Here is a 24,517-nt window from a genome sequence, read left to right on the forward strand (position 1 = left end):
TAAGGTGTTAAAGTTTTTTCAAACCCTTTGTCTCAGATTTATTCGAGGCTGCTTTTAAGCTGATAGCCACACCTCCTCCTGGGGCTAGGTATTGTTTCAATTCAGATTTGTTAGTAATAACTACTTTACGAATATTGTAAGACATTGGATTAGTTTGCCAATGAGCTGTCTTAGAATCTTCATAGATAGTTGCGATGTATTGTTTTTCTGCTGGCAGATAGCCGAACTTTATATTTGCTGTACGTGCGTTTTCGTCAGTAATAGCTCCTATAAACCACTCATTTTTATTTTTTGCTTTACGTGCAATTGTAATATAGTCTCCCGGCTCAGCTTCCAGAATATAGGTGTCGTCCCAATCTACTGCAACGTCTTTTATAAACTGGAAAGCATCAGCAAAGCGGTCGTATGTTTCCGGCAGGTCGGCTGCCATTTGCAAAGGACTGTAAATGGTTACATAATACGCCAATTGTTTTACCAAAGTAGTACCGGCCTGCTTCGTTTTCTTAGGGTTGTAATAGCTGAATATTGTTTGCAAAATCCCCGGAGTGTAGTCCATAGGACCTCCCATCAGACGAGTGAAGGGAAGTATTGTAGTGTGCTCCGGCGGCATGCCTACCATTGCCTCAAATTCTGTTCCACGAGCCGATTCTTGTGCCAGCCAATTAGGATAAGTTCGGTGCAGGCCGGTAGGGCGTACTGCTTCATGTGAATTTACCATTATCTTATATTTGGCGGCAGTATTGGCTACATGTATATAATGATTTACCATCCATTGTCCGTCGTGATGTTCTCCTTTTGGTTTTATCCAGCCTACATAACCTGTTTTTACAGCGTTGTATCCGTTGTCTGTCATAAACTGAAAGGCATCGTATAGTTTCCGCTCGTAGTTTGCTACAGATGCACCTGTTTCGTGGTGCATCATAATTTTTACACCTTTGTTTGCTGCATAGTGTTGCAGTTCTTTCACATCAAAGTCGGGGTAAGGAGTTACAAAATCAAAAAAGTTTGCACGTACTTTTCCGCCCCAGTTCTCCCAGCCTATATTCCAGCCTTCGACCAATACCTGATCGAACCCATGTTTCGAAGCAAAGTCAATATAGCGTTTTACATTCTCTGTGTTAGCAGAATGTGTTCCGTTAGGTTTTGCTTTTGTAAAATCAGTTTTGCCGAGTTTTATATGCGAGTCGTCTGTATAGTTCCATGTTCCTTTTCCAACAAACATTTCCCACCATACACCAATGTATTTTGTCGGCTTTATCCACGATACATCTTTGAAAGTACAAGGATCATTCAAATTTAGTATCAGTTTTGATGCTAATATATTACGGGCATCATCGCTGACTATAATTGTGCGCCAAGGAGTTTTACCGGGAGTAGATACATCTCCTCTACCACCCCAAGTATCGGGTACAAGATGAGAACTAAGTTTCAGATTGTCCACATCTACATTGAGGTGCATAGCCGGATAGTCTACCAATGCTGCTTCGTGAATATTGATATACAGACCATCGTCCGATTTCATCATAAAAGGAGTTTGCACAGCAGTATTTTCTATTGGCCACTGAGTCTTTATGCGCTTTATGGCTTTTTCTCTGTTTGTTGCAATTTCCGAGACTTTGGTAGTCATGTACACATATTCGTTTGTCTCATAGTCGCCCGGAATCCAGAAAGCTTTGTGATCTCCGGCTAGATTAAATTCTGTTATTTCCTCTTTAACTATAAAATCGTAGAGTTTCTCCTGTTTATTAAATTCGTAACGAAAGCCTAATCCATCATTGAACAATCGAAAACGAATATTCATTAAACGACCATCATTTGCCAGCTCTATGAGTATTTCTTTATAGTTGTTCCGAATTTCTTTCTGTTCGCCCCAAACAGGTTCCCAAATAGTATCTTCGGAAGAATAAGTCGTATTCACAATTGTAAAGCCTTTTGTCAGATCGATAACACCTAACTTACTTAGTATAATTTCGAAGCCTAGTTTACTGGGTTTTATTACTTCTTTTCCTTTATAGTTTAGTTTATAGGTTGGTATGCCTTGCTGGTCGATGTTAAATACCAAATTCAAATTCCCATCGGGAGAATTCAGTGTTTGGGCACTAACCGACAAACGCACAAAACATATGCAGAGAGTAAGAATAATAGTACGCATAAGAAAAATGTAAATTATATTATTTGATATGTAAATCTGATTGTTTTCCGTAAGTCGTTTTTGTCGCAATCTACATTTAGTATTGCAGGATAAGCTTTCAGGGCAGGATAACTCCATTTATATTTGTCTATGTCCGTTCCTACTTCGAGAGTTACATTGTCAGATATTATTTTTAGTTCTATTGTTTTATCACTTGTCTTTATTCGCAGTGTTCTTTGATCTACTTGTTCAAACTTCATATTCGGATAATAAATTATAGGTTCGATTATGCGCACAGGCTGTCTGGCATCGTGATAGATGAGTTCTATCTCTTTGCTGATACTATTATCGTTTATCGAATGGCTTAATCGGAAAGCAATGCCGCCTTCTTGCTGTTTACTGTTTTTTAGCTCTCCGAAGCTGGACACTATATATGCTCCATTCTCTTCTTTATTAGTTATTATTGCATCGAATTCGTACAAATTCGTGAAGTTACCCAAATCACTATTAAATTCAATCCTCGGAGTGAGGGGTAGAGGATCTGGTATTTCGGGAAAGCTCATCGGTTCCCACCTTTTATATATTGTTTGCGACGAAGCTTGAAAATAGCCATGCCCATTTAGCCATAGATTAGTTATTGTCCCTCCTCCCGGTCGGTGCATATATTTAGTGCGGTCGCCTGCCGGATCTTTATAAGTATATCCCGATATGGTTGTACACCATTGTGCAGTCCTAGCCAGAGTTAGATTGAGGGTAGGGAAGTAGTACATACCTCTTTTGTCGAGAGGTAGAAGTTCCGTTTTCCCTACATCTGCTTTTGCAAAAGCTATGGACATTGCCATACTCTTAGCCTTGGTAAAGGTTGGGTATATACAAGGTAAATAGTTATACATCTCGTAATATAAAGGACCAAAACCTACAATACCATCTTTCATACAAGTCTGTAAGAATTGTATATTTCGAATGGCAGCTGTACGATATGCGTCGTTCTTATCCATAAACAGGCTGAAAAGCACCTGACATCCGTCGGATGTACTACTGCCAAAACAAGTCCATTTATTGGAACGGATTCCCCACGAAGCATCCATAGACCCATCGGGGTAAATAAAATAGATGTGTTTAGCCAGCGACTTTTCTACTATACTTGTCACCGTCTCGTCTTTAGCTAGTTTGGCATATAAGGCCAGTCCCCACAAAGACATCTCGAGGTTGTAACCTAAATCTATTCCGTATTTTGCTCCGAATACACGTCCTCCTTCTCCTGTCAGAAAATAATCCTGATCCATTTTTCCTACAACCTGATATGCCAACTCCCGAGCCTTATCTCTGTACGATTGTTTATCTATTAATTCGTTTACAAACATAAGAGAGGCTGTAGTGGTTGCACAATAATTGATACTGGCAAATTGTGGAGACATAACCTTCGCAAGATAGTCTCCCGCTTTTTCGATAGATTGCAGCCAGGAAGTTTGTTCTTTTGTCGATAAATGCGGTTTCAGTAGAGGGTATGCCAACACCATCATCAATACCTGATCGGTTGTTGTTCCTGTCCACTCTTCGGGAGTCTCCAGCCAAGATCCATTACTTTGCTGCTGCCTTATTAACCAATTTCCGACATCTATGGCAGCTTTCATATATTTTTTATTTCCTGTTTTGCTATACTCAAAGGCAAAAGGGTAAAGAGCCTCGGCGGCTCTGGTATGATATAGTTTGCAATGGGGGCAATATATACCTCCATGATCCGGCGATTTTTTATCCTGATTCGCATATTTTATCACAGAGGCATTCAACTCCGAGAGCATGCGCATTGCATGTACGCTCAAGGTGTCTGTCTTTACTTCCTGAGGGAATAATGCCAATGAAAAGAGAGAGAAAAATAGAATAAGCAAAATCGGTTTCGAATCAGTCATCTCAATTAAATTTAATTATAAATCTGTAATAGGTTTGTATTTAGGAACTAAAGATTTCATTACAGCCCAACCTATTAAATGAGAAAAAGCACAAATCGAAAATATGATAAAGTATCCGGCCTCTTCGCCTTTAAATCCCATGAAAGTCATCTGAGTCTGATCCGCATAGTCGAACAATACTCCTGAGGATTTATTAATAATAAAGGCTCCGATCCCCCCGGCCATTCCTCCAATTCCAATAATAGTTCCTATTGCTTTCTTTGGAAACATATCACTTACTGTAGTAAATATATTTGCCGACCATGCCTGATGCCCTGCCATTGAGATACCTATGAATATAATAGGCAGCCAGTATGAATAATGTCCTAATGGCTGAGCCAGAAGGGCAACCAACAAAAAGGATGCAAAAATCAACATTGTTTTCATGCGGCCGTCGTAAGGATTCATTTTCTTTTTGTCTACAAAATAGGATGGTAACCATCCGCCTACAATAGAAATAAGTGAAATGAGATAGAGCATGAATATGGCCAACTGTCCTTTTGGGTCGGATGACTTAATGTCGTACACAGCACTCAGATAAGCAGGTGTCCAGAACAGGAAGAAGAACCAAACCCCGTCTGTTAGAAATTTACCCAAAGCAAAAGCCCATGTTTGTTTGTATTTCAGACACTGAAGGTACGAAACCTTTTCTTCTTCTTTCTTTGTATCTTGTCCGTCTTGATTGATGTATGAAAGTTCGATCGAATTGACTCTCGAATTTAGATGTGGCTTTTTGTAAACAACCATCCATACTCCCATCCAGATGAACCCAAGTGCGCCTATCAGTAAGAAAGCCATTTCCCATCCCCAATGTTCTGCTATTGCAGGAATGGTTACCGGAGCAGCTAAAGCCCCAACTACCGATCCGCAATCGAAAAGGCTTGTAGCCAAAGCTCTGTCTTTTTTGGGAAAATATTCTGCTGTTGTTTTTATTGCTGCCGGATAGTTTCCGGCCTCTCCCAAAGCCAATATCATGCGGGCAATGATGAATAAGGTAACACTCACACTTACAATTACCGTTGTATCTCCAAACATCTCGATAGCTTCTCTGGCTCCGGCGAAGCCAACTAGCCATTGTCCAGTTGTGATTCCCGATGTGAGAATGCCACAAAAAGCATGAAGGCAGGCTCCTACAGACCAAATCCCAATAGCCCATAGATAGCCTTTCTTTGTACCCATTTTGTCGATGAATTTTCCTGCAAACAACATACTGATTGCATAGAATATAGAGAACAGAGCCGTTATTGTTCCATAGTGGGTATTTGTCCAATGAAACTCAGGAGCTATAAAGTCTTTCCATGTAAGGGAAAGTACCTGACGGTCGAGATAGTTTATTGTTGTAGCAAAAAATAGCATTGAACATATTACCCATCGGTAATTGGTCTTTTTGCTTATTGTTACATTGTTGAGTGTTTTATTCATCGTGCTTTATTTATTTTGGTTACTCTTTTCCAGTTTCAATATTTCTGATCCGGCCAACAGAAAAGCTCCTACACCATACACATCTGTTGTATTTTCGTCAGCAGGTCTTGGTTCATGCCCAACGGGTTGTATATAACCCATTTTACCATCCTCGTGTACATAGTTACAGAGCGTAGCCCATGCTCTTAACATCGGATCCATGTATTTTTTACTATCTAACAGACCATTTCTGATACCCCATGCCATGCCATAACAGAAGAATGCCGAAGCACTATTCTCAGGTAGAGGATAAGAATCGCTGTCGAGTAGACTGGCATGCCATGAGCCTCGTTCATCCTGTGTTTTCAGAACTCCTTCAGCCAAGTCTTTGAACAGATTGATATAGTATTGTCTGTTATGATAGTCTTTTGGCAGATTATCTAAGATTAAAGGAATGCCGGCCAGTACCCATCCGTTGCCCCGTGCCCAGAATTGCTTTTCTCCGTTAGGCTCACGCAAGTTGATCTTGGAACAATCTCTGAAATATAATTTTGCACCTTTGTCGTATAGAGAATCTGTACATTCTTTAAATTCTTTGTCCATGAATTCTGCATATTTTTTATTACCAGTCATGGTATATAATTCTGCATACACCGGAGGAGCCATGAATAAGGCATCGCACCAGGACCAGCGTTCGTCACGTCCTTTTGGATGTGTTTTCAAAAGAGGTGCTGACGAAGGGTTTTTGACTACATAGTCAAGCCGTTCTATAGTGTGAGTTATAAAATCTTTATCACCATACCTTTTATACAGGTCGAGATACATTTGCGATACACAAATATCGTCGGCATGATATGGTCTGTAATATACATTGTAGCCATGACGTTCGCCTTGTGCTTTCAGGAAGTCGAAATACGTTTCGTTATTAGTTTCTTTAGCCCATTCGGATAGGCCTTTATACCATGCTCCGTTTGTCCAGTCTAGGGCATGGTGTTTTACTGAAATCTGATTCTTAATTTGCCAACCGGCTACACGATCACATATTTCCATTGTTTTCTCTATAGTTTGAGGAAACAGGCGTACTGTAAGAGTTTTAGTTTCTTTAGGTGCAATTTTTGTTTTATATCCGATAATACTTACTCCCGGGTTGGGCGCATCAAAATCGTTGGTCGGGGTTGCCGGTGTCACGAATGGTTCGGATTCTGCCGGAATAGATAAAAATACCGATTTACCGTCCTGTATCAGAAAGAATCCACCACCAGTAGGTACTACTTTTGCTTTGGTGAGCATACGCCAAGTTAGGTTGGCAGGTTCGGCATTAGTTCTCACCAAGTCTTTTATCTCTATATATTCCTCGTTTACTATTGCTATGTTGCGTGAAGCGTAAGCTAATTGCCCATCGTATAGGGGGGAGAGATCGAGGGCTGTTTCTTTTAGTTTAGGGGTGTTTTTGTACGATTTTATTTCGGCTCGTCCGTTTACATCAAACAGCTTATCATTTATAGAGAATACATTATGAGCAAAGTTATTGTATCTGAATATAGTCCAGCATTGGCTGTTTTGAGTTTTGTCCCATAGAGAAATCCCATGTTTTTCGAGTGAGGCATAATCTTGTGGCCCTAAATCAATAGCCCAGCGTACGCCTAAAACCTCTATGACGAATGAGCCTTGGTCTAAGTGATTGTGTGTGTTGTCGGAGGGTAGTCCTCCTTTTATACCTACATAGATAGCATTTTTCGCCCCCCATTTGGTACGCATCAATGATACAGGTGTTTCATTTTTGGCAACAAAGGTCAAAGGTAATCTGTCTGTGTTGGTTTCGCTCAGTTTGAAATTATGGCCGAATATAAAAATAGAAGGTAGCATACGGCTATATTGCTCGTAATTGTATTTCTTTAGATTGAGCAGATAGTTCACTTCGTAGTTTATAAGAGCAGGGTCGTTCATTTTTTTTGCGAACCAAAACATAGATGTATTGAGGCGGATGCCCGAGTCTGAATCTCCAAAATTGAAAGGTTGAAGAGTTGGACTAATCATGTGCATAATGTAATATGCACTTTTTGTAAAACCCGGAATATCGGACAAACCGAAGTCCGTTCCATATATCTGTTCTAATAAAGCTAGTAGCATTACGTTATAGGTTGTTCCATAGTGCCAGTATCCATAACCTTCAGGATAGGCGCCATCTGGTCCATAACGCTTCATTGGTTGTCGGATGCTCTTGACAGAACGTTCTATGAGCTCTTTTGCCAGTCTTGGCTGATCTTCCATTATAGCCACAGCACCGTATGCCATAGCTGTATTACATACCTGATTCCAGTTATTATCACGTTCTAAAAATGTGTTATATTTGCTGTCCAGCGAAGGGTTCAATCCTTTTTCTAATATAGCGTCTTTTATCAGTTTTTGGGATTCTTTGTCTAATGTATTATATAACCAGTCGTAGCCAATAGAGACGGCCATAGTCATTTCTGCTACATCGAGAAAATGGCTTGGATTCCAGTCTTGATATTGGCAAACAGCTAATAGCTCCGCTTTTGCACGTTCTGCATACTTGTTATTTTCTGTTGTACGAAAGGCATATGAAAGCATGAAAATACGGTATAAGGCCTCTCTCGATGTACTGAGCATACGTATTCCTTCTATTTTGCGTTCAAGAGGTGCTGTTGTCAAAAGCTGATCGCATGCCTTTAATGTATTTTGTTGCATAACACTCCAAACCGAATCGTTTGAAATGTTTTGCACCAACTGATATTTCCCTTTTTCGGGTAATAAAATACGAGGATGCGGTAAGTTTTTTATATCAGGTATCGTTGTTTTTCCACATACCGATTGAGCAAAGAAAATAAGATTAAAGATAAGGAGTAATATTACTGTATTTACTTTCATTGACTAATATTTATTAATAAAATCATATAAACTACAGAGAAGCAAATTAAGGCTTCTCTGTAGTTTACAGCTATTTTCTTAGAACTTGAAGCTAAATCCTCCACGGGCAGTTATGCCATTGTATTGAAGATTGTATATACGGCTTTTATTGCCAAAATAAGAGTAACTTTCACTATTGAGAACATTTACTACTTCGGCCCAAAGAGTCAAACCTTTATAAATATTCACCGAGCCATTAAGGTCTAGCTGCCAACGATCATTTTGCCAAATATCACGTTCCGAGTTAGAACCGAGAGCATTGATAAAAGAACCCATATAGTTCATCGAGGCTTGTAATGTAAAGAGCTTGGTAGAATAGGCTAGAGCAAAGTTAGCTGTATTTTCTGCCTGACCGGGTAAACGGGTAACCCCTCGGTTTTCGTCAGCTGTAGCCTGAGAAAACACATAAGTATAGTTACTTGTAAATACCAAATTTTTCAGGAATGAAGGTAGGAATGTAAGACTAGAGTTTAATGTTACTTCAGCACCGAATACTTTTGCTGATTCTCCATTCTTGGTCTGTATTACCTGCCATCCATTGTAACCACTGGTAGGGTCATCTAAGATGCCTTCGTTTACATACTGAAACTTAGCAATATTCTTGTGAAATGCACCAAAAGAAAGAATTCCTACATTTGATAAATAACGCTCGATAAGAATGTCATAATTGTTAGAATAAGCAGGTTTCAGTTCGGGGTTCCCTAGTGTTACTCTCTGTAAGTCCTGAGCCACGCCTTGCCTTGGTACAAGATCGAGAATATTGGGGCGTGAGTATCCTGTTGTCCAAGATAAACGAAGAACAGTGTTGTCTGACATATCTGCTTTCATCTGAAGATTAGGCAAGAATTTTGTATAGTTTAAGGCCTCATCAACAGGTGTACTTTTGTAAGCATTGAATAAAGTAGCATCATCACCTTGTATAGGAGCGCTTGGATCTACATAAGGTTCTATCTTATTCGCTTTGTAATTTACACGAGTGTGTTCAACACGAAGACCTGCTAATAACATTACATTGTTGATCTGGGTTTTATTCATTAAATATCCGGCATAAACATTTTCTTGCGTTTCGTAATATGAACCGTCAATTTTCATGTTTGTAAAATATTCGTTTATTTTAACATCGTCGGGATTATTTTTTACATAGTCTTTAACCTTATCGTAGCTAGGAGCTGCACCAAAACTAAGATTGTTGTTCATAAACTTAGTATCCAGTTGCTCTTTGTATAGTAAAGATGACAAACTGTTTGCAGTGCTTTCGCTACCTAAGAAATCATAAGTGTACGTTCCTTGAGGTACCTCTCCTCTGTTGTTCATAAACTTACCTTTGGCTCCAAAAGAAAAAGTAGAGGCGTAATCATTTATAAAATAATTTTTGGAAACGTTAGCCCTTGCTGTAAAGTTGTCACCTTCTGTAATATTATGTTCATTTTCTATTATATAAAGATTGTATCTGGAAATGTCATTAGGTAATTCTGTTCCCATATTGCCGGTTGGCTCGAATATATATGATGAGCTAAGGTATTTAGAACTAATAGATGGCATCACTCCAACTACAGTTCCTTTTGGAATGGTAACTCCATTTACTTTTTTCCCAGCTCTCCATTCTGGAGTTTGGAATCCCATCATCTCATTCTGATAATCTCGTTTAGATTTTGTATAAAATAATCCTCCGTCAATTTTCCAACTACCTATAGTAGATTCTCCATCCAGACCAATATTAATATTGTTTATTTTTTCGTTGTGAGCCGAAACCTGAGTTATATTGCGCATTCGTTCCGAGCCGTAAGATCCGTCTTCCATTAGGTAATAACCACTTCCGTTATCCCTGAAACGTGTTCTGTTTCTATATCTTTCTCCGGTATCTTTCCTGTTGTTGTAGATAAAGCTAAAGGTAAATTTCGTATTCACTGTTGGTGCTACATCGGCCACAAAAGTTAAACCATTACGAACCGTTTTGCTTGTTTGATGACGATAGCGGAAGTCGGTAGGGATATATTCAGACTCAGATATTACTTCGCCTGTCGCTTTATCCGTTACTTTGTAATTTTCCCAAGCTTCAGCTTCGATACGGTCATATCCATAATTGTTTATTAATGAACTGTAATTTGCTGTGATGCCTAATACCCCATTTGGGTTTCGATCTGAAGGAAAGAAACGTTGTGCATAACCTGCCTTAGCACTATTGTTTATTTTTCCACGTATATCAGTATATCCGCTACCTAAGTCGAATGAAAATTTAGGTGAAAGCGAGCGTGCTGTACCTGTACGCATATTAATGACTCCGGCAATAGCATCTCCATCGTTAGAAGGGAGTAATGTCTTTTGAACCTCCATAGAGGCTAACAGATCGGATGGGATAACATCAAGAGATTCGTTTCTTTTTCCGCCTTCCTGACTACTCATTATTTGCTCTCCATTTATATTAATGTTGGTAAAACTAGCCGGGGTTCCACGTAGCTGAACTTCTTTACCGTCGGTGGTAACACCGCTTAGTCGCTTTAGGGCATCAGAGACATTCGGATCGGGGAATTTACCCATCTGGTCGGCTGATATGACTTGCATCATATTATCAGATACTTTTTGCTGATTCAGTGCCCGTTGTTGTCCTCCTACTACAGCCGATACAACGACGCTACCCAACTCCACTGAGTTATCATCCATAACGAAGTCTTTAATGACAGTCTTTCCTGCTTCAATTTTTATAACCTGAGAAATAGTTTTGTATCCTAAATAGTTTACTTCTATATTTATTTCTCCGGAAGGAACACCCTGCAATACATATTCACCATCCATATTAGATGCTGCTCCTAGCGTACTACCTTTCATAGAAACCGAAGCACCCGGAAGCGTACTTCCGGTATTATCTCTTATTGTTCCTCGAAGGTTCCCTTTGTCCTGTGCCAATATTGATCCGGAAATCAACATTGTGATAAAAAAAACTGCTGCTAATTTACATGTTTTTCCCATGAGATTTTAAGATATTAAATTTGCAATAAACTTGCTGCATCCTTGTCTATAAACAAGGTGGCATCACTATGTGTTCGAAGTACCGATGCCGGACATGCTTCCGACACAAGTCCATTGAGACTCTCATATACAGCTTTGGCTTTGCGTGCATCAGGAACAATTCCTATTACTGTTTTACACGACATCAAAGCCGGAATGGTTAACGTCAGGGCTGTTTGAGGAACTTCGTCTATGTGTGAGAACTCATGGTCATTTACTTGTTGTTGACGACAGATGAGATCTAAGGAAGTTTCTCTTACCCAACGAGGATCATCGAAGCGAGCTTCGTGTGGGTCATTAAATGCTATATGTCCGTTTTCTCCAATTCCAAGGCTGACGATATCTAGAGGAGCTTCTTTTAAAAGTTTTTCATAACGCTCGCTTTCTGCATCAATATTTTTAGCACTCGGATTGACATAATTTACTATACCGAAATTTTGTTTCGAAAAAATGATGTTTTTCAAGAAATTGCCAAAGTTCTGAGGAGCATCATCGCCTAAACCCATATACTCGTCCATATGGAAAGCGTCGATGCGACTAAAGTCGATATCTTTATCATTGGCTAAAGCCTGAAAGAAATCGCTTTGAGAGTGAGCTGCAGCATATATTGCTCTAATATTTTCTTTTCTATCCAACATCATGTGTTGTACTTTTTGCTTATAAAACTCATAAGCGGCTGCGCCCATTGCCAATCGGCTCTTGTAAACAAAAACCTGCAAGGTATCTACTTTAAATTCTTTAATTAAGTCAGTCATTTCTTATTTTTTGTATTTTAATTGATAGTATGCAGCAATAAAGCGGAGTCCGAAAGATGTTCCTACATCACGGTGAGTAAGCCATACTTGCCCTTTTTTTGTGCGATATCGGGTGTTTACTACTGCTCCCCTGACATTCGGATCGGGATGATCTATTGCGTAGCGGTTTTTAAGAACCCAATTAATGCTTTTTTCGTAGGATGGAATAAATTCATCATAACCATATTGGGCAAGACGTATCCAAAGTATGCCTGCAAAAGCAACAGCTGAGCCGCATATCGAGCCTTTGTCGGAGGGCTTTCCATCCGTGTAGTTTACATAATAGATAGTTCCATCGGCTTTTTGTGCTTTGGCATAAGTCCGTGCGGTTTTGGCAGCTGCTTCAAGGTATTTCCTATCTTTAGTCAGCTCATAAGCCTCCAGTAAGGATTCTGCATACCAAAGATTGAAACGGGGGTGGAAAGAAGACTCTTCTATATGATTTGGCATGTAGCGCATCCATATTCCATCTTTGTCTTGTTTTTCTATCAGCGAATTGGATAATAAGATATGCGCATCACGAAACCTTTGGTCTTTTGAAAACTCGTAAGCATCTTTGAACGGAGAGCCTTCGGTGTTAGGACGAGAAACGTCTTCTAGCTTCTGATCCTTTTTGTTTTTGTAGAATGGACTGTTTTGAGTTAGAACTTCTCCTGTTTTGAGGTCGGCAAGATCATAGCATACGCCTTCTTCAGGATAGTACATGTTTTCTAATAACCACTTTGATGCCGATGTGGCTACTTTTGCATAGCGCGCATCACCTGTAACCCGTGTTAGTTCGAATATGCCCGGTGTACCATCGCTTGTTGTCGCAAATACTATCTGATCATTTCCTATATCATCTCCGTGAGTTGCCGCAACCATACCTGCAAAGCGGGGATTGTCCTTTATCTCCAAATTTATCCACCAGTCTCCGGCTTTGCGGGCTGCGGCAAGAGCTTCCTTATTTCCCGTAACTTTGTATGCTTCCAGTAGGCCTAATATGATTTGCCCTGTATGCCAAGGTTCTTCGTATGGATACCATTTTCCTTCTATTGTATTATAGTCGCAGCGAGATTTTCCTTCCTCGTCTAACAGTACAGTAGAAGCGTAAGTAGTGCATTCATTGAGGGCTTTTATTAATTCTGCTTCCGATACCTTTTTTGAGGTTTGTGCATTCAATATGCAGCAAACGCAAAGTAGTAGTGAAGAAAATAGCTTTGTTTTCATTTCGGTTGTTTATTTAGATTTAATATGTTTAAACAATTATTTATTGGTATGCTATTGTATTTGAATTTTCGAATTGTCGAGAATTTTTATTTCCGAATTATTCTTAGCTCCGATTGTACTTATATTGCGAATACTTCCTCCATTGACATCGTCACAGATAATTGCTGGACGTGTGTCGCTTTCTTTCAGATCGAATACTATGTTATCTAGATTAATGTTGTTTACGTGACGGATATATAAACCATATGATGGTAATGTTCCGAACATTGTGGACTCCGGATAAAGTTTTTCAAGTTCTTTTACAATAGTGTTACTCATGTCTTGGGAGATTCCTTGTGAACACACAAAGCGGCTGTTAGACAGAGTAATGCCTTCTATTTTGCCTTTCGGTATGCCAGTAATTGAACATCCTATAGGTGATGATGCGTAAGCGGTTATATTACTGATGTTTATATTTGACATTGACCCTATTGGAGGGGTAGGGGCTTCGTCGTAGTGTTTGCGAGCTCTATTCCCTAATCGGACAAATAATGGAACACGAGGTCCATCCACAACTATATTTGATATGTTGATGTTTTCCATAATGCCACCATCTACAACTTCGAATGCTATTCCACAAATACCTTCAGGAACACCAGTTTTTGCATCGGAGGCTGCCGATCTACGAATTACACAATTACTGATGGTCACATTCCGAAACCCGGCTGTACTTTCGGTTCCAAATTTTATGGCATTGCAGTGACTGCTAATGATGCAATTGGATACGACAATGTTTTCACTAATACGGTCTGTGGTGCTTTTTAATGTAATACCATCATCGTCCGCATCTCCAATGACGTTGGTTATAACAACATCTTTACATCCGTCAATGTCCATCAGGTCATTGTTCTTATTGGCGTGGTTGAAAACCTTGATCCCATCTATTCTTAAGTTCTCGCATCTTATGTACGACTGCATCCACATAGCGGAGCTTCTTAGTTCTACATCCCGAACCAGTACATTTTTGCATTCAGCTATCCATAATAAGTAAGGACGATCGCGATAACGATCGGGCTTTACTTTTGTTGTTACAGGGAAAGAACCTCCTTGTCCATCAATAGTTCCTCGTCCTTCTATTGTTATATTATTCACATTATGGGCGATTATAAGCGATTGGTATACCCAGGTGTCTCCAAAAAATCTAAAATTGACTGTTGTTTTCGGATAGTCGTTCAGCTGAGTTGATCCTAATAAACGGGCATTTTTTTCTATAACTAATGTAGTGTTGTCTCTAAGGAATAGTGTTCCTGTAATAAAGTCTCCGGTTGGAATAATAACCTTACCTCCTTTTTGAGAACTTTCGTTTATTGCAGTCTGTATGGCTTTGGTGCATACCGTTTTTCCATCAGCTTTTGCGCCAAAAGACTCGATGTTGTAATCTGCTGCATGTACAGATGTGAAAGCGATTAAAGCTAATAGAATAGTTGTAATAGATTTCATATGATAGATGTTTTTAGCCATTGGCTACTTTAGTAAGCTTATTTACGTGCGAATTTAACTAAAAAGACACGGATTTTTATATTTTAATAGAAATGTATGATATTGAATAGATTAATTAATCGTGCTTTATCCGTGTGATTACAAAAATATATATTTGAAAGCTAATGTTACAAATTTAATAATATGTTTTGTAACATATATAATTATCTATTAATGGCTAATAATCTTGTTTTTTATATTAAAAGATTATCCGTGTATTTGCACGGTGGTATTATATTGTTATCTTTGTTGAAATTTGATTGATCAAACCATGGCTAAAAAATACAGAATAAAAGATATTGCTGAACTGGCTGGAGTTTCGGCCGGAACTGTAGACCGGGTTATACACAATAGAGGTGAGGTTTCTGCAGATAGTAGAAAAAGGGTTGAAGACATTCTTGCCGAAATAGATTATTTTAATAGCTCCGGAACTCAGAAAGTTGAAAACAATAAACGGCTTCGCATTTTGGCTATTCTTCCGCAACATACAGATGATGATTATTGGTATGCTGTGAAGAAAGGGATAGAATATGTGATTTACTATTCTACTAATATAGATTTAAAAGTAAATTTTTTGTATTATAATCAATTTGACATGTATTCGTGTCGGGATGTTTTCAATAAGGCTTTGTCCTTAAAAGCCGATGCGATACTTATAGGACCTTCTTTTTATGATGAAACATTGCTTTTTGCCAACCAGCTATTTATAAAGAATATTCCTTATGTTTTCATTGATACGGCTGTAGAAAATACCAAACCTTTAGCATTTTTTGGACCACATCCTTATCAGACTGGTATCGTGCAGGCTAAATTGTTGACTACTGTTTTGGAAAAAGGAGAAGATATCGCACTCTTTCAGGCTAAAAGAGTAGGAGATAAAACTTCTATGCAGTCGCTGACGAGGTCCTATGGCTTTATAACTTATCTGAAAGAATATTTTCCGAATGTAAAAGTACATTCGGCTCAGTATGATTATGAAAGTAAGAAAGAAAGTGATATTCTTCTCGATTGTCTGTTCAATGAACATCACAATATAGGAGGGGCAGTAGTTTTCGATACGAAAGGTTATCTTATTGCAGAATATTTAAAAGAGCGGGATATTGCTAATGTTAAATTAATAGGATTTGGAACAAGTAAGAGAAATATTGCCAGCCTGAAAGATGGAAGTATTGACTTTCTTATTTCCGAGCGTCCTGAATATCAGGGGGAGGCTGCATTGAGAGTGGCGATTGATTATTTATTATATAACAAGAGTGGCGATATTGAAAACTACACTCCCATTGATATATTGATAAAAGAAACAATCGACTTTTACAAATAAAGCAGACTGTCATTCGTTTACGCTCATGCTTTACTTGTTTGATTCTTGCAGGAATACGTTGGATAATTTTAACAAAATTACCTGTAGCATTATCTGGTGGAAGCAAGGAATAACGGGAACCTGTTGCTGGAGAAAGCGATTCTATAACTCCACTAAATTTCTCATATGGAAAAGTATCGACATCTATAGATACAGCCTGTCCAATCGTGAAGTTAGCGATCTGAGTCTCTTTGAAGTTGGCCATAACCCATTTTTCTTCGGATTTGTTTACTAAGAAAGCTAACGTTTGTTCTGCCTGTATCAATTGCCCTTCTTGGATAATCTTTTTACCAATTTGTCCATCAAAAGGAGCTGTGATGGTGGTATATCTAATATCTAGTTTCTGTCTTTCAAGTAATGCTTCCTTGATTTTATTTCTGCCTCTATTGCATTATGCTGTGCTCTGAAATCATTTAGTTTAGATTCGGCTACGAGTAAAGAAGCTTCTGCCTGATCATTCTCTGATTGTGCAATAGACAAAGACGCACTGATATTGTCGAATTTTTGTTGTGTAGTAGATTCATCTGCCAGTAGATTTTTATAGCGGTCAAACTCCCTTTGTTGCTGATTCAGCATTGCTTTTACACTTCTTAATTGAGCCTTTATAACCTCAATATTTTTTATTTGCGTTTCTTCATTTGCTGCTAGAATAGGTAATTTAGCTTGCGAACTCATCAACTCAGCTAATGCGACATCTCTTTTAAGCCCATACTCATCAAGTTCAATAACCACAAGTGTATCTTTTACGTTTACAGGGGAAAATATGCATCGATTTGTGCGTCGTTAGTCTGTTCATAACGGTAACTGATATCCTCAATGTAATAAGATATAGCATTCTAGGTCTTTTTAGAGAGCTTCCGTTTATATCGGCTAGTGTCATCAGTAATATATTGAGGAAGTGCTATCCTTACTTTAGAGAGTGCTTCCGATAGCTTTACTCTTACTGATGATTCTTTTAACGAGAGCATCTTTGCAGCATCTTCAACAGAATAGTCATATCGATGTACCAAAAGAAAAACATTTCTGGTTGTATTCGGCAAGCTCTTCAATATCTCATTGACTGCATTAATTATATCTTGTGCATGTATCTCTTCGTAGATATGGTTATAGGGAATCTGATCCTGCAGATCATCAATATTTATATTTTCCAAAGCAGAGTTAAAAGCTACCGAACTACGCAGATAGTCTCCGATCCTGAATTGCAGGAATGAAAAGATGAATCGTTTGGCTGAACCATTCTCGTCAGTCTTAATCTTCATCGGATTTTTCCAGAAGTTTTCCCAGTAAATCTGTACAATCTCTTTGGTTAGAATTTCATCCTTTATTCGAGAACGAATATACTCGAAGATCACCTGATTATATCGTAGATAAAAAAGATTAAAAGATCTCACATCTTTATCATCTATTTGTCTCAATAATTCTTTATCTGAAATCTCCATGATTAAGCTCTGCTTTTTTATCATGCCAAATGTAAAGCAAGATAGTTACAGTAGCATTACGCTTTGGTGAACATAAAAATAAACAAAAGAGTGTTAAAAAAAAGTTCCATTCTATATGTAAAGATCTATAATAGAGTATATTATTCTGTAGGTTAGATCTGGCTTCTCGATTTTAACACTTTTCCCATTAATAATTCCAGAATTCATTACGGTATATATATAGAAGGCAATGTTTGTCTTACACCGAAGAAGAATAAAGGTATGATAGCATACTTGTTTTAATAGAAAAAGATACAGATGGATTTGAAAAAAGAAGAAGGAAAAGGATTTTGGACAGGTAAAACTAAGGTCGATCGTTTAAAACAATTACTGGCAGGTAATGAATTATTCCGCCGATTTATGGAATCAAAGGAAACCGGATTGGATGAATCCGTTTTGAATAAAATGTCAGAGAACTTTTATTCAAAAGAATACTCTTTCAAAGAGGCAAAATCTTCAGAAGAAGCTACGGAAGAAATATGGAATGAATTGAGTAAAAAATATGGATTCCAAGAAATCTTTGATCTCGGTGAGATGCGAAAGGAATCATTACTCAATTACACAAAGGAGGAAAAGTTTTCAATAAATCCTTTTATTCATTTAAGAAGGTACGCGGCAGTCGCAGCAATCCTACTGATTGTATTCGGTAGTGCTTTGACTTATGTTAACTATCAGAATGCTGATACCAACAAGCAATCTTTACTAACGGAGGTGTCGGAGAAAACTATCTTTGAAGCCGATAGGGATATACGTGAATTGAAGCTACCCGACGGATCGGTTATCACTATCAATAGAGGTAGTAAAATCTCCGTTGTCAAAGATGAATTCAATAAGGATAAGAGAGAGGTCTGGTTGGAAGAAGGAGAGGCTTTTTTTAATGTTGCAAAGAACCCCGATAAACCATTTATAGTTCATAGCGGCGAGGTTCAGACAGTAGTTAAAGGAACCTCTTTCAATATCAAGGCTTACAAGGAGCTGAATGAAAATGTGGTATCGGTGAGATCGGGAAGAGTTGAAGTCAACGCTTCCGGTAAATTATTGGATGTATTGACCGAGAATAGGCAAATAGTGTATAATCGCCGGAATGGAAGTTTCGAGGCTTCGGAATTACAAGCATACGAGGCATCGGGATGGATGGATGGAAAATTGATACTAAATCATGCTGACGGAAAAGAGCTACAATTACGTATCCGACAGTTTTATGGCATAGAGCTAGTGATTCATGATGGAGCGATGGTAAATATTGTTTTGCAAGCTTCTTTCATAAAGGGGACTACCCTGACACAGCTCATGGAATCTCTAAAATTGATATACGGAATAAACTATAAAATAAGTAATGATAAAAAACAGGTGTTTGTATTCAAATAGTTGTCATTCTACTGCCAAATCATAATGATCCAACAATAGGCATAAAATACATTATAGAAACAGTAATAATCCTTTAGTATCTAAAAAGAAACAATAGAAATTAACCTCCTTCAAATAGGAGGCAGAGATCTCTTTCTCTAAAAAAGAGATAAATGAAAAAAGTTAATGTGAAATATAACAAGTAATTAAACTAAAAATCAATGTGTAATCACGATGAAAAATTGTAAGAACGACAAAGGTAATTTTAAATGCGTATTACTGCTCTTTATGGGATTGTTCTTTTGCTTTCATGCGATGGTATATGGGCAGGAAATCACCCATAACTTTCCAGGGCAGACACTTCCTGAGAGAATCAGTGTTCTGATGAAGAACAGCAAGCAAAGTATTTCCTTCGATGTGCAGCAGCTACGTAATATCAAGGTGTCTGCCCTCAATGCCAAGGAGATGACTATTGCCCAGATACTTACAGCCAGCCTGCAGTCGACAGGTTTCACATACAGATTAGCAAACAATGTGTATGTGATTATTAAACAAGAACAGGTAACAGCCCAGCCTAACTTGCAAGTAAAACCCAAAGTAGAAGTGAAAGGTAACGTTATAGATAAACAAGATAAGACCACACTTATTGGTGTATATGTAAAAATAAAAGGAACACAATCAGGAACAGTTACCGATGCAGATGGAAAGTTTAACTTGTCGGTAGCGGAAGGTTCTGTTCTTGAATTTAGCTATTTAGGTTATATCAAAAGTGAATACAGGGTAACGGCATCCGGTAGTGGTATAACCATTGCTTTAGAGCCAGACAGTAAAACCTTAGGAGAGGTAGTCGTTATGGCTAGACGAAAAGTGAATACCGAATCCGCTGTATTGATGGATCGTCAAAAGTCGACTACAGTGCAAGATGCGATTTCAGCAGCCCAGATAAGTAAAACAGGAAGTATCACCACGACACAGGCTTTGCAAAAAGTATCGGGCGTTACTATTACAGATGATAAATATGTAGCAGTACGAGGGCTTGGAGATAGAAGCGTTATCGGACAGTTGAACGGAGTTCGTCTGGCATCTTCCGATCCCGACCGAAGTACAATTCCTTTGGATCTGGTTCCTGCTTCGCTTCTCGACAATATTACTGTTTACAAAACAGCGACACCGGATAAACCGGCCGATGCATCATCGGGTATAGTCGAACTGAAAACCAAATCGGTTCCCGATCAGATGACTCTTGAGATCACTGCCCAAACAGGATTCAATACCAATATTGGTATTGGAGGAAAATATAATAGTTTTTGGAATAGTGATATGGGCGCTTTTGGTGAAAAGATAAATGACAAAAATTTGACTTCGGATTTTAAAAATCTGGCAACTCAATATCCCAAAGGGCTCTCTGATATACAAACACTGATTGCCAATAGTAGTTATAGCAACGAATCTAAAGCAGAAGTGAATAGGATCAATACAATAATGCATAGTTTTGACCCTGTCATGACCACCCGATACAAAAGAGCCCCGTTGAACCAACTTTATTCAGCCACTTTCGGGAATACCTATAAACTCTTCGGTGGAAAACACAATTTGGGAGTCATTCTCGGAGGAAACTATTACAGGCGAACAACAGATATCAATGAGGGGGATGTTACCCAATATAGTATCTATCAAGGAGTAGTAACGGGTAATCCGTCCATCTACAGTCGCCGCCATATTCCCAACTATATTACTCCCAATAGCCTCTTTATGGGTAAATATCAGACATACAAAGAAAATACAGGTGTTGAAACGCTTAATTACGGAACATTAGTAGGGGTGACCTATCAATTCAGCCAACGGCATGAGATTAGTGCACAATATGTTGGTAGTTGGGGTGGAGAAACAACAGCCACGAATATGAATGGCGCATACGAATATACAGGCTTACCGGGAGATGTGTTCAGTACTATTAATTCGTTACGCCAATCCTACCGTGACCTGAATACTTATAATTTTCAGGGAGAGCATAAGTTCTTTGAGAGTGAATATTCTCCACGTTTAAGCTATAACCTTTCTACTTCCCGCTCGGGACAGAATGATCCCGATTTTCGATATACCTCTTTAGTAGATTATATGCCGATAGGAGGAGCGTGGTATACAAAGCCTAACTTAGAAGAAAATGGAAATGCAAATTATGTTTATACAGAGCATCTTTATGCATTAACTTCAGGCTATGTTAACGGATTCAGCTCATTCGGAACAATACAAGCCGAACCCAATGGTAGAAGATGGCGCAACTTGGATGAAAAAAGTTATAACCACAAAGCTGATTTAAGTTTTCCTTTCCCATTCTTTGGTAAGAAACAGGAATTCAAAACAGGATTCAATTACCTTTTCAGAGAACGAGATTTCACAGAAAACATTCTCTTTTTACCAGGCTCCAACTTCAACCGATACGGAAATCTGACCTTATTAGATGTCGATGGTAATCTGGATCGTATGGTTAGCTCCGAAATTATTGGGGTTAAAGTGCCAAACGGCTCTACCGGTGAAGGACAAGCTCCCATCGGAGGATTTCTTTACAACAGTAAGAAATCGCCTAACAACTATACCGGTTTCTATGAAACATCAGCATTTTACGGTATGCTTGATTTACAGCTGCCGTCTGATATTCGATTAACAGGAGGAGTTCGTTTCGAGAAAACAGATATCCGCTCCAAAGTGGATACAAAAAATGTATATATAGATCCATCCTTAAGTGGAGTAGATGAAGAAGGAAACATCATTAATATTCCAACAGGCGATCCCAATTCAGTTTATACAACTTCCTATAAGCCATACTATTCCTTAAATGCCACTTATGTATTTAAGGAAAATATGAACTTCAGGCTGGCATATAACAATACCCTTGCCCGTCCCGAATTACGGGAAATTACCAATATATTCGAATTTGACCCTTATCAGATGGGACTGATCGTTGGTAATCCTGATTTGGAAAATCAAGATACCCAAAATCTTGATTTCCGCTGGGAATGGTTTACTGCTCCCGGTGAGGTTTTTGCTATATCAGTCTTTGGTAAAAGGATAAAAAATCAGTTAGTGAAAGTATTCAGCCTCAAGACAGACGGTTTAGCTGCGACCTATCCTGAATTTCCAATGATACAATTTCAAAACGATAAGAATATTGGTAAGGTGTGGGGTATGGAACTCGAAGCAGTCAAAGATATTGGAACATTTTGGGGGCCAAAACAGACTTTCTTCTTAGGAGTTAACTTACTATTAGCTCAAAGCGAAATAAAGAAATCCGAGGAACGTTTGGCTGCTAACCGTTTTATTGATCGGCATGCACCGAAAAACAGCCCACTATTTGAACAGGCACCTTATTCCATTAACGCTTGGTTGAATTACAGCAATAAGAATTTAGGAACAGAACTTACAACTACCTTCAATATGGTAGGAGAACGTCTGGTACAAATCAACCTTACAGGTGAGCCGGATCTTTACACCCAGCCTGCACCTACACTTGATTTTGTTTTCAGCCAAAGAGTAGCCAAAGGTCTATTATTTAAAGGATATGCTAAGAATATATTCAATCCCGCAATTAAGACGGTCTATGCTAATCCGAGTACAGGTGGCAAATGGCATGGAAATGAATATCTCAACCGCAGTTACAAACGAGGGTGTGAAATTATGATCGGATTAACTTATAATTTATTTTGAATATGAGACATAAAATAATTCAATTGTCTTTCTTCTTTATCAGTATATGTTGTATATCCCTATTACTGAATGGATGTGAAGATGATAAGTTTGACAATCTGACTGATAATCGTTATCAAACAGATGCAGATAAAAGTTCTACCATTCGACTTATTAATTTGACTTATGCCAATCAGGTCATTGCGAATGGAGACAGTTTAACCAATTTTGTAGTAAGAGAACCCGGACCTGAAGAAAACTTTTATCCAGGAACAAAATATTTTCCGAAAGATGGTAAGCTCATAAAAACATGGAATATACCGCTTGCTGTATTGTCTGAACCGTTAACCAATTTCAAATTGTCTGTTATCAGCTATAGCATTCCTCGTATTGATGTAGCTGAACTGAATGTAGATAATAAAAATCATTTCATGGATTACTATGTTACTTTTGGTAATGTAACTGCCGTGCCACGAAGTATCGAAAAACCAAGTAATCCGGCTAATATTAAAATCAGAATTTTAAATTTATCTTCTAACGATGTAGTTTCTCCATATGATAATTTTGAGAATCTCAATGTTCCTTTAAGTTTAGCTTGGTCTGATGGTACAAAGATAGATGATCGACTGAGTAATATTGCTCCGGGCACATATTCTGAGTACGTAGATATTCCTTATGGAACTTATCAACTGAAAGTAATTACTGATGATAATCGCCAGGTTCCGGGTGCTGACAACTCTCAGAATCTGGCATTCGACCCCGCAACATCTACCATTGCTCTCTCAAAAGATGAGACGACACATCTTACCTATGCTCCCATTTATAGCTATAAACCCGGAGGTATTTATACTGTGGTAATTGCTCCACGAGACTTTCTTTATTACATGCCAACTTCTATCTCCGGGGAACAACTTGATGGATTTCAAAATGAATTTGAAATTATTCCGGATGTAGAAAGCTCTGTAAATATGACTTATGCCCGTATACAATTAGTCAATGCCCTGCCTATGGATAAGCAGCTGGGGCTGAAAATAAAGGGACAAAGCACTGGACATATGATTGGTTTTGGAGACTATACAGACTACATACCAGTAATCAGCGGAAAGAATACCATTGAAGTAACTGATACTGAAGGTCTGGTTCTTGCATCAACAGAGTATGATTTAAATCCTAACGAAAATTATTCGATATGGGTTAATTCCCTCAATGGAGGAGTTGATCTATCAATAGTGAATAACGATCTGGCAGGAGTATACTTCACCGGAGCAATAGAAGATGGAACATATGCTCGAAAACAACGGGAATACTTTACAAAATACCGATTTCTAAATATGAATAGGGATTTCCCATACGTCACTTTTACAACTGATAACGGGCAACCATTTAAAAGTGTATATAATTATAATGAGAAAGCAACAAATCAGCTTACTCCCGGATATATTCATTCAATATTTCCATATATATGGATGTCTGAATCTTTAAAAACAATATATAAGATCCAGGTTTATAGGGCTACAGCATTCACTACTCCCGGAATATGGGCAAGCGATGTTCCTGTTTTAACCGGTCGTGATTTAATAAGCAATCCTGAATTATACTTTAGAGGAATGCCAATCCAGGATGCCGGTGTGTACACTATTGCTCTAATAGGTTTGCAATCTGAAGAGCAACGTTATCATTCAAGATTATTAATTGTTAAACATACAAAATGA

The 24,517-nt window shown here is 38.4% G+C and carries 14 protein-coding genes and 1 pseudogene; 4 read left to right on the forward strand and 11 right to left on the reverse strand.

Features of this window, described 5'->3' with window-relative positions; genetic code table 11:
• Nucleotides 1-7: 7 nt before the first annotated feature.
• The 8 genes from BGC7_RS08510 to BGC7_RS08545 form a co-directional block, all read right to left on the reverse strand.
• A complete protein-coding gene (locus BGC7_RS08510; RefSeq protein WP_087880060.1) occupies nucleotides 8-2,152 on the reverse strand; it encodes a glycoside hydrolase family 97 protein in 2,145 nt (714 codons plus the stop codon).
• A 14-nt stretch (nucleotides 2,153-2,166) separates the two neighbouring features.
• Complete coding sequence (locus BGC7_RS08515) at nucleotides 2,167-4,041, reverse strand: hypothetical protein (protein ID WP_050701161.1); 1,875 nt, start codon at nucleotides 4,039-4,041, stop codon at nucleotides 2,167-2,169.
• Between the two features lie 15 nt (nucleotides 4,042-4,056).
• Complete coding sequence (locus BGC7_RS08520; RefSeq protein WP_050701162.1) at nucleotides 4,057-5,502, reverse strand: MFS transporter; 1,446 nt, start codon at nucleotides 5,500-5,502, stop codon at nucleotides 4,057-4,059.
• A 6-nt stretch (nucleotides 5,503-5,508) separates the two neighbouring features.
• Nucleotides 5,509-8,370 carry a glycoside hydrolase family 88 protein gene (locus tag BGC7_RS08525; RefSeq protein ID WP_050701163.1) on the reverse strand — a complete coding sequence of 954 codons (2,862 nt, stop codon included), beginning with the start codon at nucleotides 8,368-8,370 and terminating at the stop codon, nucleotides 5,509-5,511.
• A gap of 78 nt (nucleotides 8,371-8,448) precedes the next feature.
• A complete protein-coding gene (locus BGC7_RS08530; RefSeq protein WP_050701164.1) occupies nucleotides 8,449-11,376 on the reverse strand; it encodes a TonB-dependent receptor in 2,928 nt (975 codons plus the stop codon).
• A 14-nt stretch (nucleotides 11,377-11,390) separates the two neighbouring features.
• Complete coding sequence (locus BGC7_RS08535; protein ID WP_050701165.1) at nucleotides 11,391-12,170, reverse strand: 6-phosphogluconolactonase; 780 nt, start codon at nucleotides 12,168-12,170, stop codon at nucleotides 11,391-11,393.
• Between the two features lie 3 nt (nucleotides 12,171-12,173).
• Complete coding sequence (locus BGC7_RS08540) at nucleotides 12,174-13,418, reverse strand: beta-L-arabinofuranosidase domain-containing protein (protein WP_050701166.1); 1,245 nt, start codon at nucleotides 13,416-13,418, stop codon at nucleotides 12,174-12,176.
• Between the two features lie 51 nt (nucleotides 13,419-13,469).
• The gene (locus BGC7_RS08545) at nucleotides 13,470-14,897 is read right to left on the reverse strand and encodes a glycoside hydrolase family 28 protein (RefSeq protein WP_050701191.1); all 1,428 of its coding nucleotides are present in this window, start codon (nucleotides 14,895-14,897) and stop codon (nucleotides 13,470-13,472) included.
• A 310-nt stretch (nucleotides 14,898-15,207) separates the two neighbouring features.
• On the opposite strand from BGC7_RS08545, the gene BGC7_RS08550 reads away from it, so the two are divergent.
• Nucleotides 15,208-16,257: a substrate-binding domain-containing protein gene (locus BGC7_RS08550; RefSeq protein WP_050701167.1), complete on the forward strand. Its 1,050-nt coding sequence runs from the start codon at nucleotides 15,208-15,210 to the stop codon at nucleotides 16,255-16,257.
• Nucleotides 16,258-16,369: 112 nt separating this feature from the next.
• Here BGC7_RS08550 and BGC7_RS18320 read toward each other — a convergent pair.
• The 3 genes and pseudogenes from BGC7_RS18320 to BGC7_RS08560 form a co-directional block, all read right to left on the reverse strand.
• Nucleotides 16,370-16,666: pseudogene (locus BGC7_RS18320) on the reverse strand (HlyD family secretion protein); the annotation flags it as partial.
• Nucleotides 16,633-17,028 (reverse strand): HlyD family secretion protein, encoded by a 396-nt coding sequence (locus tag BGC7_RS18090; protein WP_199318943.1) that lies wholly within the window; start codon nucleotides 17,026-17,028, stop codon nucleotides 16,633-16,635. The gene BGC7_RS18090 and the pseudogene BGC7_RS18320, both read right to left, overlap by 34 nt.
• Nucleotides 17,029-17,132: 104 nt before the next feature.
• Nucleotides 17,133-17,735: an RNA polymerase sigma factor gene (locus BGC7_RS08560; protein WP_050701168.1), complete on the reverse strand. Its 603-nt coding sequence runs from the start codon at nucleotides 17,733-17,735 to the stop codon at nucleotides 17,133-17,135.
• Nucleotides 17,736-18,032: 297 nt separating this feature from the next.
• Here BGC7_RS08560 and BGC7_RS08565 point away from each other — a divergent pair, with 297 nt between their 5' ends.
• The 3 genes from BGC7_RS08565 to BGC7_RS08575 all read left to right on the forward strand — a co-directional run bounded on the left by BGC7_RS08565 (nucleotide 18,033) and on the right by BGC7_RS08575 (nucleotide 24,517).
• Nucleotides 18,033-19,142 carry a FecR family protein gene (locus tag BGC7_RS08565; RefSeq protein WP_050701169.1) on the forward strand — a complete coding sequence of 370 codons (1,110 nt, stop codon included), beginning with the start codon at nucleotides 18,033-18,035 and terminating at the stop codon, nucleotides 19,140-19,142.
• A gap of 213 nt (nucleotides 19,143-19,355) precedes the next feature.
• Entirely contained in the window at nucleotides 19,356-22,826 is a 3,471-nt protein-coding gene (locus BGC7_RS08570; protein WP_082206576.1) for a carboxypeptidase-like regulatory domain-containing protein, read from the forward strand.
• A 2-nt stretch (nucleotides 22,827-22,828) separates the two neighbouring features.
• Nucleotides 22,829-24,517 carry a DUF4397 domain-containing protein gene (locus BGC7_RS08575; protein WP_050701171.1) on the forward strand — a complete coding sequence of 563 codons (1,689 nt, stop codon included), beginning with the start codon at nucleotides 22,829-22,831 and terminating at the stop codon, nucleotides 24,515-24,517.

The sequence above is a fragment of the Dysgonomonas sp. BGC7 genome (assembly GCF_001261735.1).
GTDB lineage: Bacteria > Bacteroidota > Bacteroidia > Bacteroidales > Dysgonomonadaceae > Dysgonomonas.

Bases quoted from the DNA above. Each gene is read 5' to 3' on its own strand.
- BGC7_RS08515 (WP_050701161.1), bottom strand. From the start codon at position 4,041: ATGACTGATTCGAAACCGATTTTGCTTATTCTATTTTTCTCTCTCTTT.
- BGC7_RS08570 (WP_082206576.1), top strand. From the start codon at position 19,356: ATGAAAAATTGTAAGAACGACAAAGGTAATTTTAAATGCGTATTACTG.
- BGC7_RS08525 (WP_050701163.1), bottom strand. From the start codon at position 8,370: ATGAAAGTAAATACAGTAATATTACTCCTTATCTTTAATCTTATTTTC.
- BGC7_RS08545 (WP_050701191.1), bottom strand. From the start codon at position 14,897: ATGAAATCTATTACAACTATTCTATTAGCTTTAATCGCTTTCACATCT.
- BGC7_RS08575 (WP_050701171.1), top strand. From the start codon at position 22,829: ATGAGACATAAAATAATTCAATTGTCTTTCTTCTTTATCAGTATATGT.
- BGC7_RS08550 (WP_050701167.1), top strand. From the start codon at position 15,208: ATGGCTAAAAAATACAGAATAAAAGATATTGCTGAACTGGCTGGAGTT.
- BGC7_RS08540 (WP_050701166.1), bottom strand. From the start codon at position 13,418: ATGAAAACAAAGCTATTTTCTTCACTACTACTTTGCGTTTGCTGCATA.
- BGC7_RS08565 (WP_050701169.1), top strand. From the start codon at position 18,033: ATGGATTTGAAAAAAGAAGAAGGAAAAGGATTTTGGACAGGTAAAACT.
- BGC7_RS08520 (WP_050701162.1), bottom strand. From the start codon at position 5,502: ATGAATAAAACACTCAACAATGTAACAATAAGCAAAAAGACCAATTAC.
- BGC7_RS08560 (WP_050701168.1), bottom strand. From the start codon at position 17,735: ATGGAGATTTCAGATAAAGAATTATTGAGACAAATAGATGATAAAGAT.
- BGC7_RS08535 (WP_050701165.1), bottom strand. From the start codon at position 12,170: ATGACTGACTTAATTAAAGAATTTAAAGTAGATACCTTGCAGGTTTTT.
- BGC7_RS08530 (WP_050701164.1), bottom strand. From the start codon at position 11,376: ATGGGAAAAACATGTAAATTAGCAGCAGTTTTTTTTATCACAATGTTG.
- BGC7_RS08510 (WP_087880060.1), bottom strand. From the start codon at position 2,152: ATGCGTACTATTATTCTTACTCTCTGCATATGTTTTGTGCGTTTGTCG.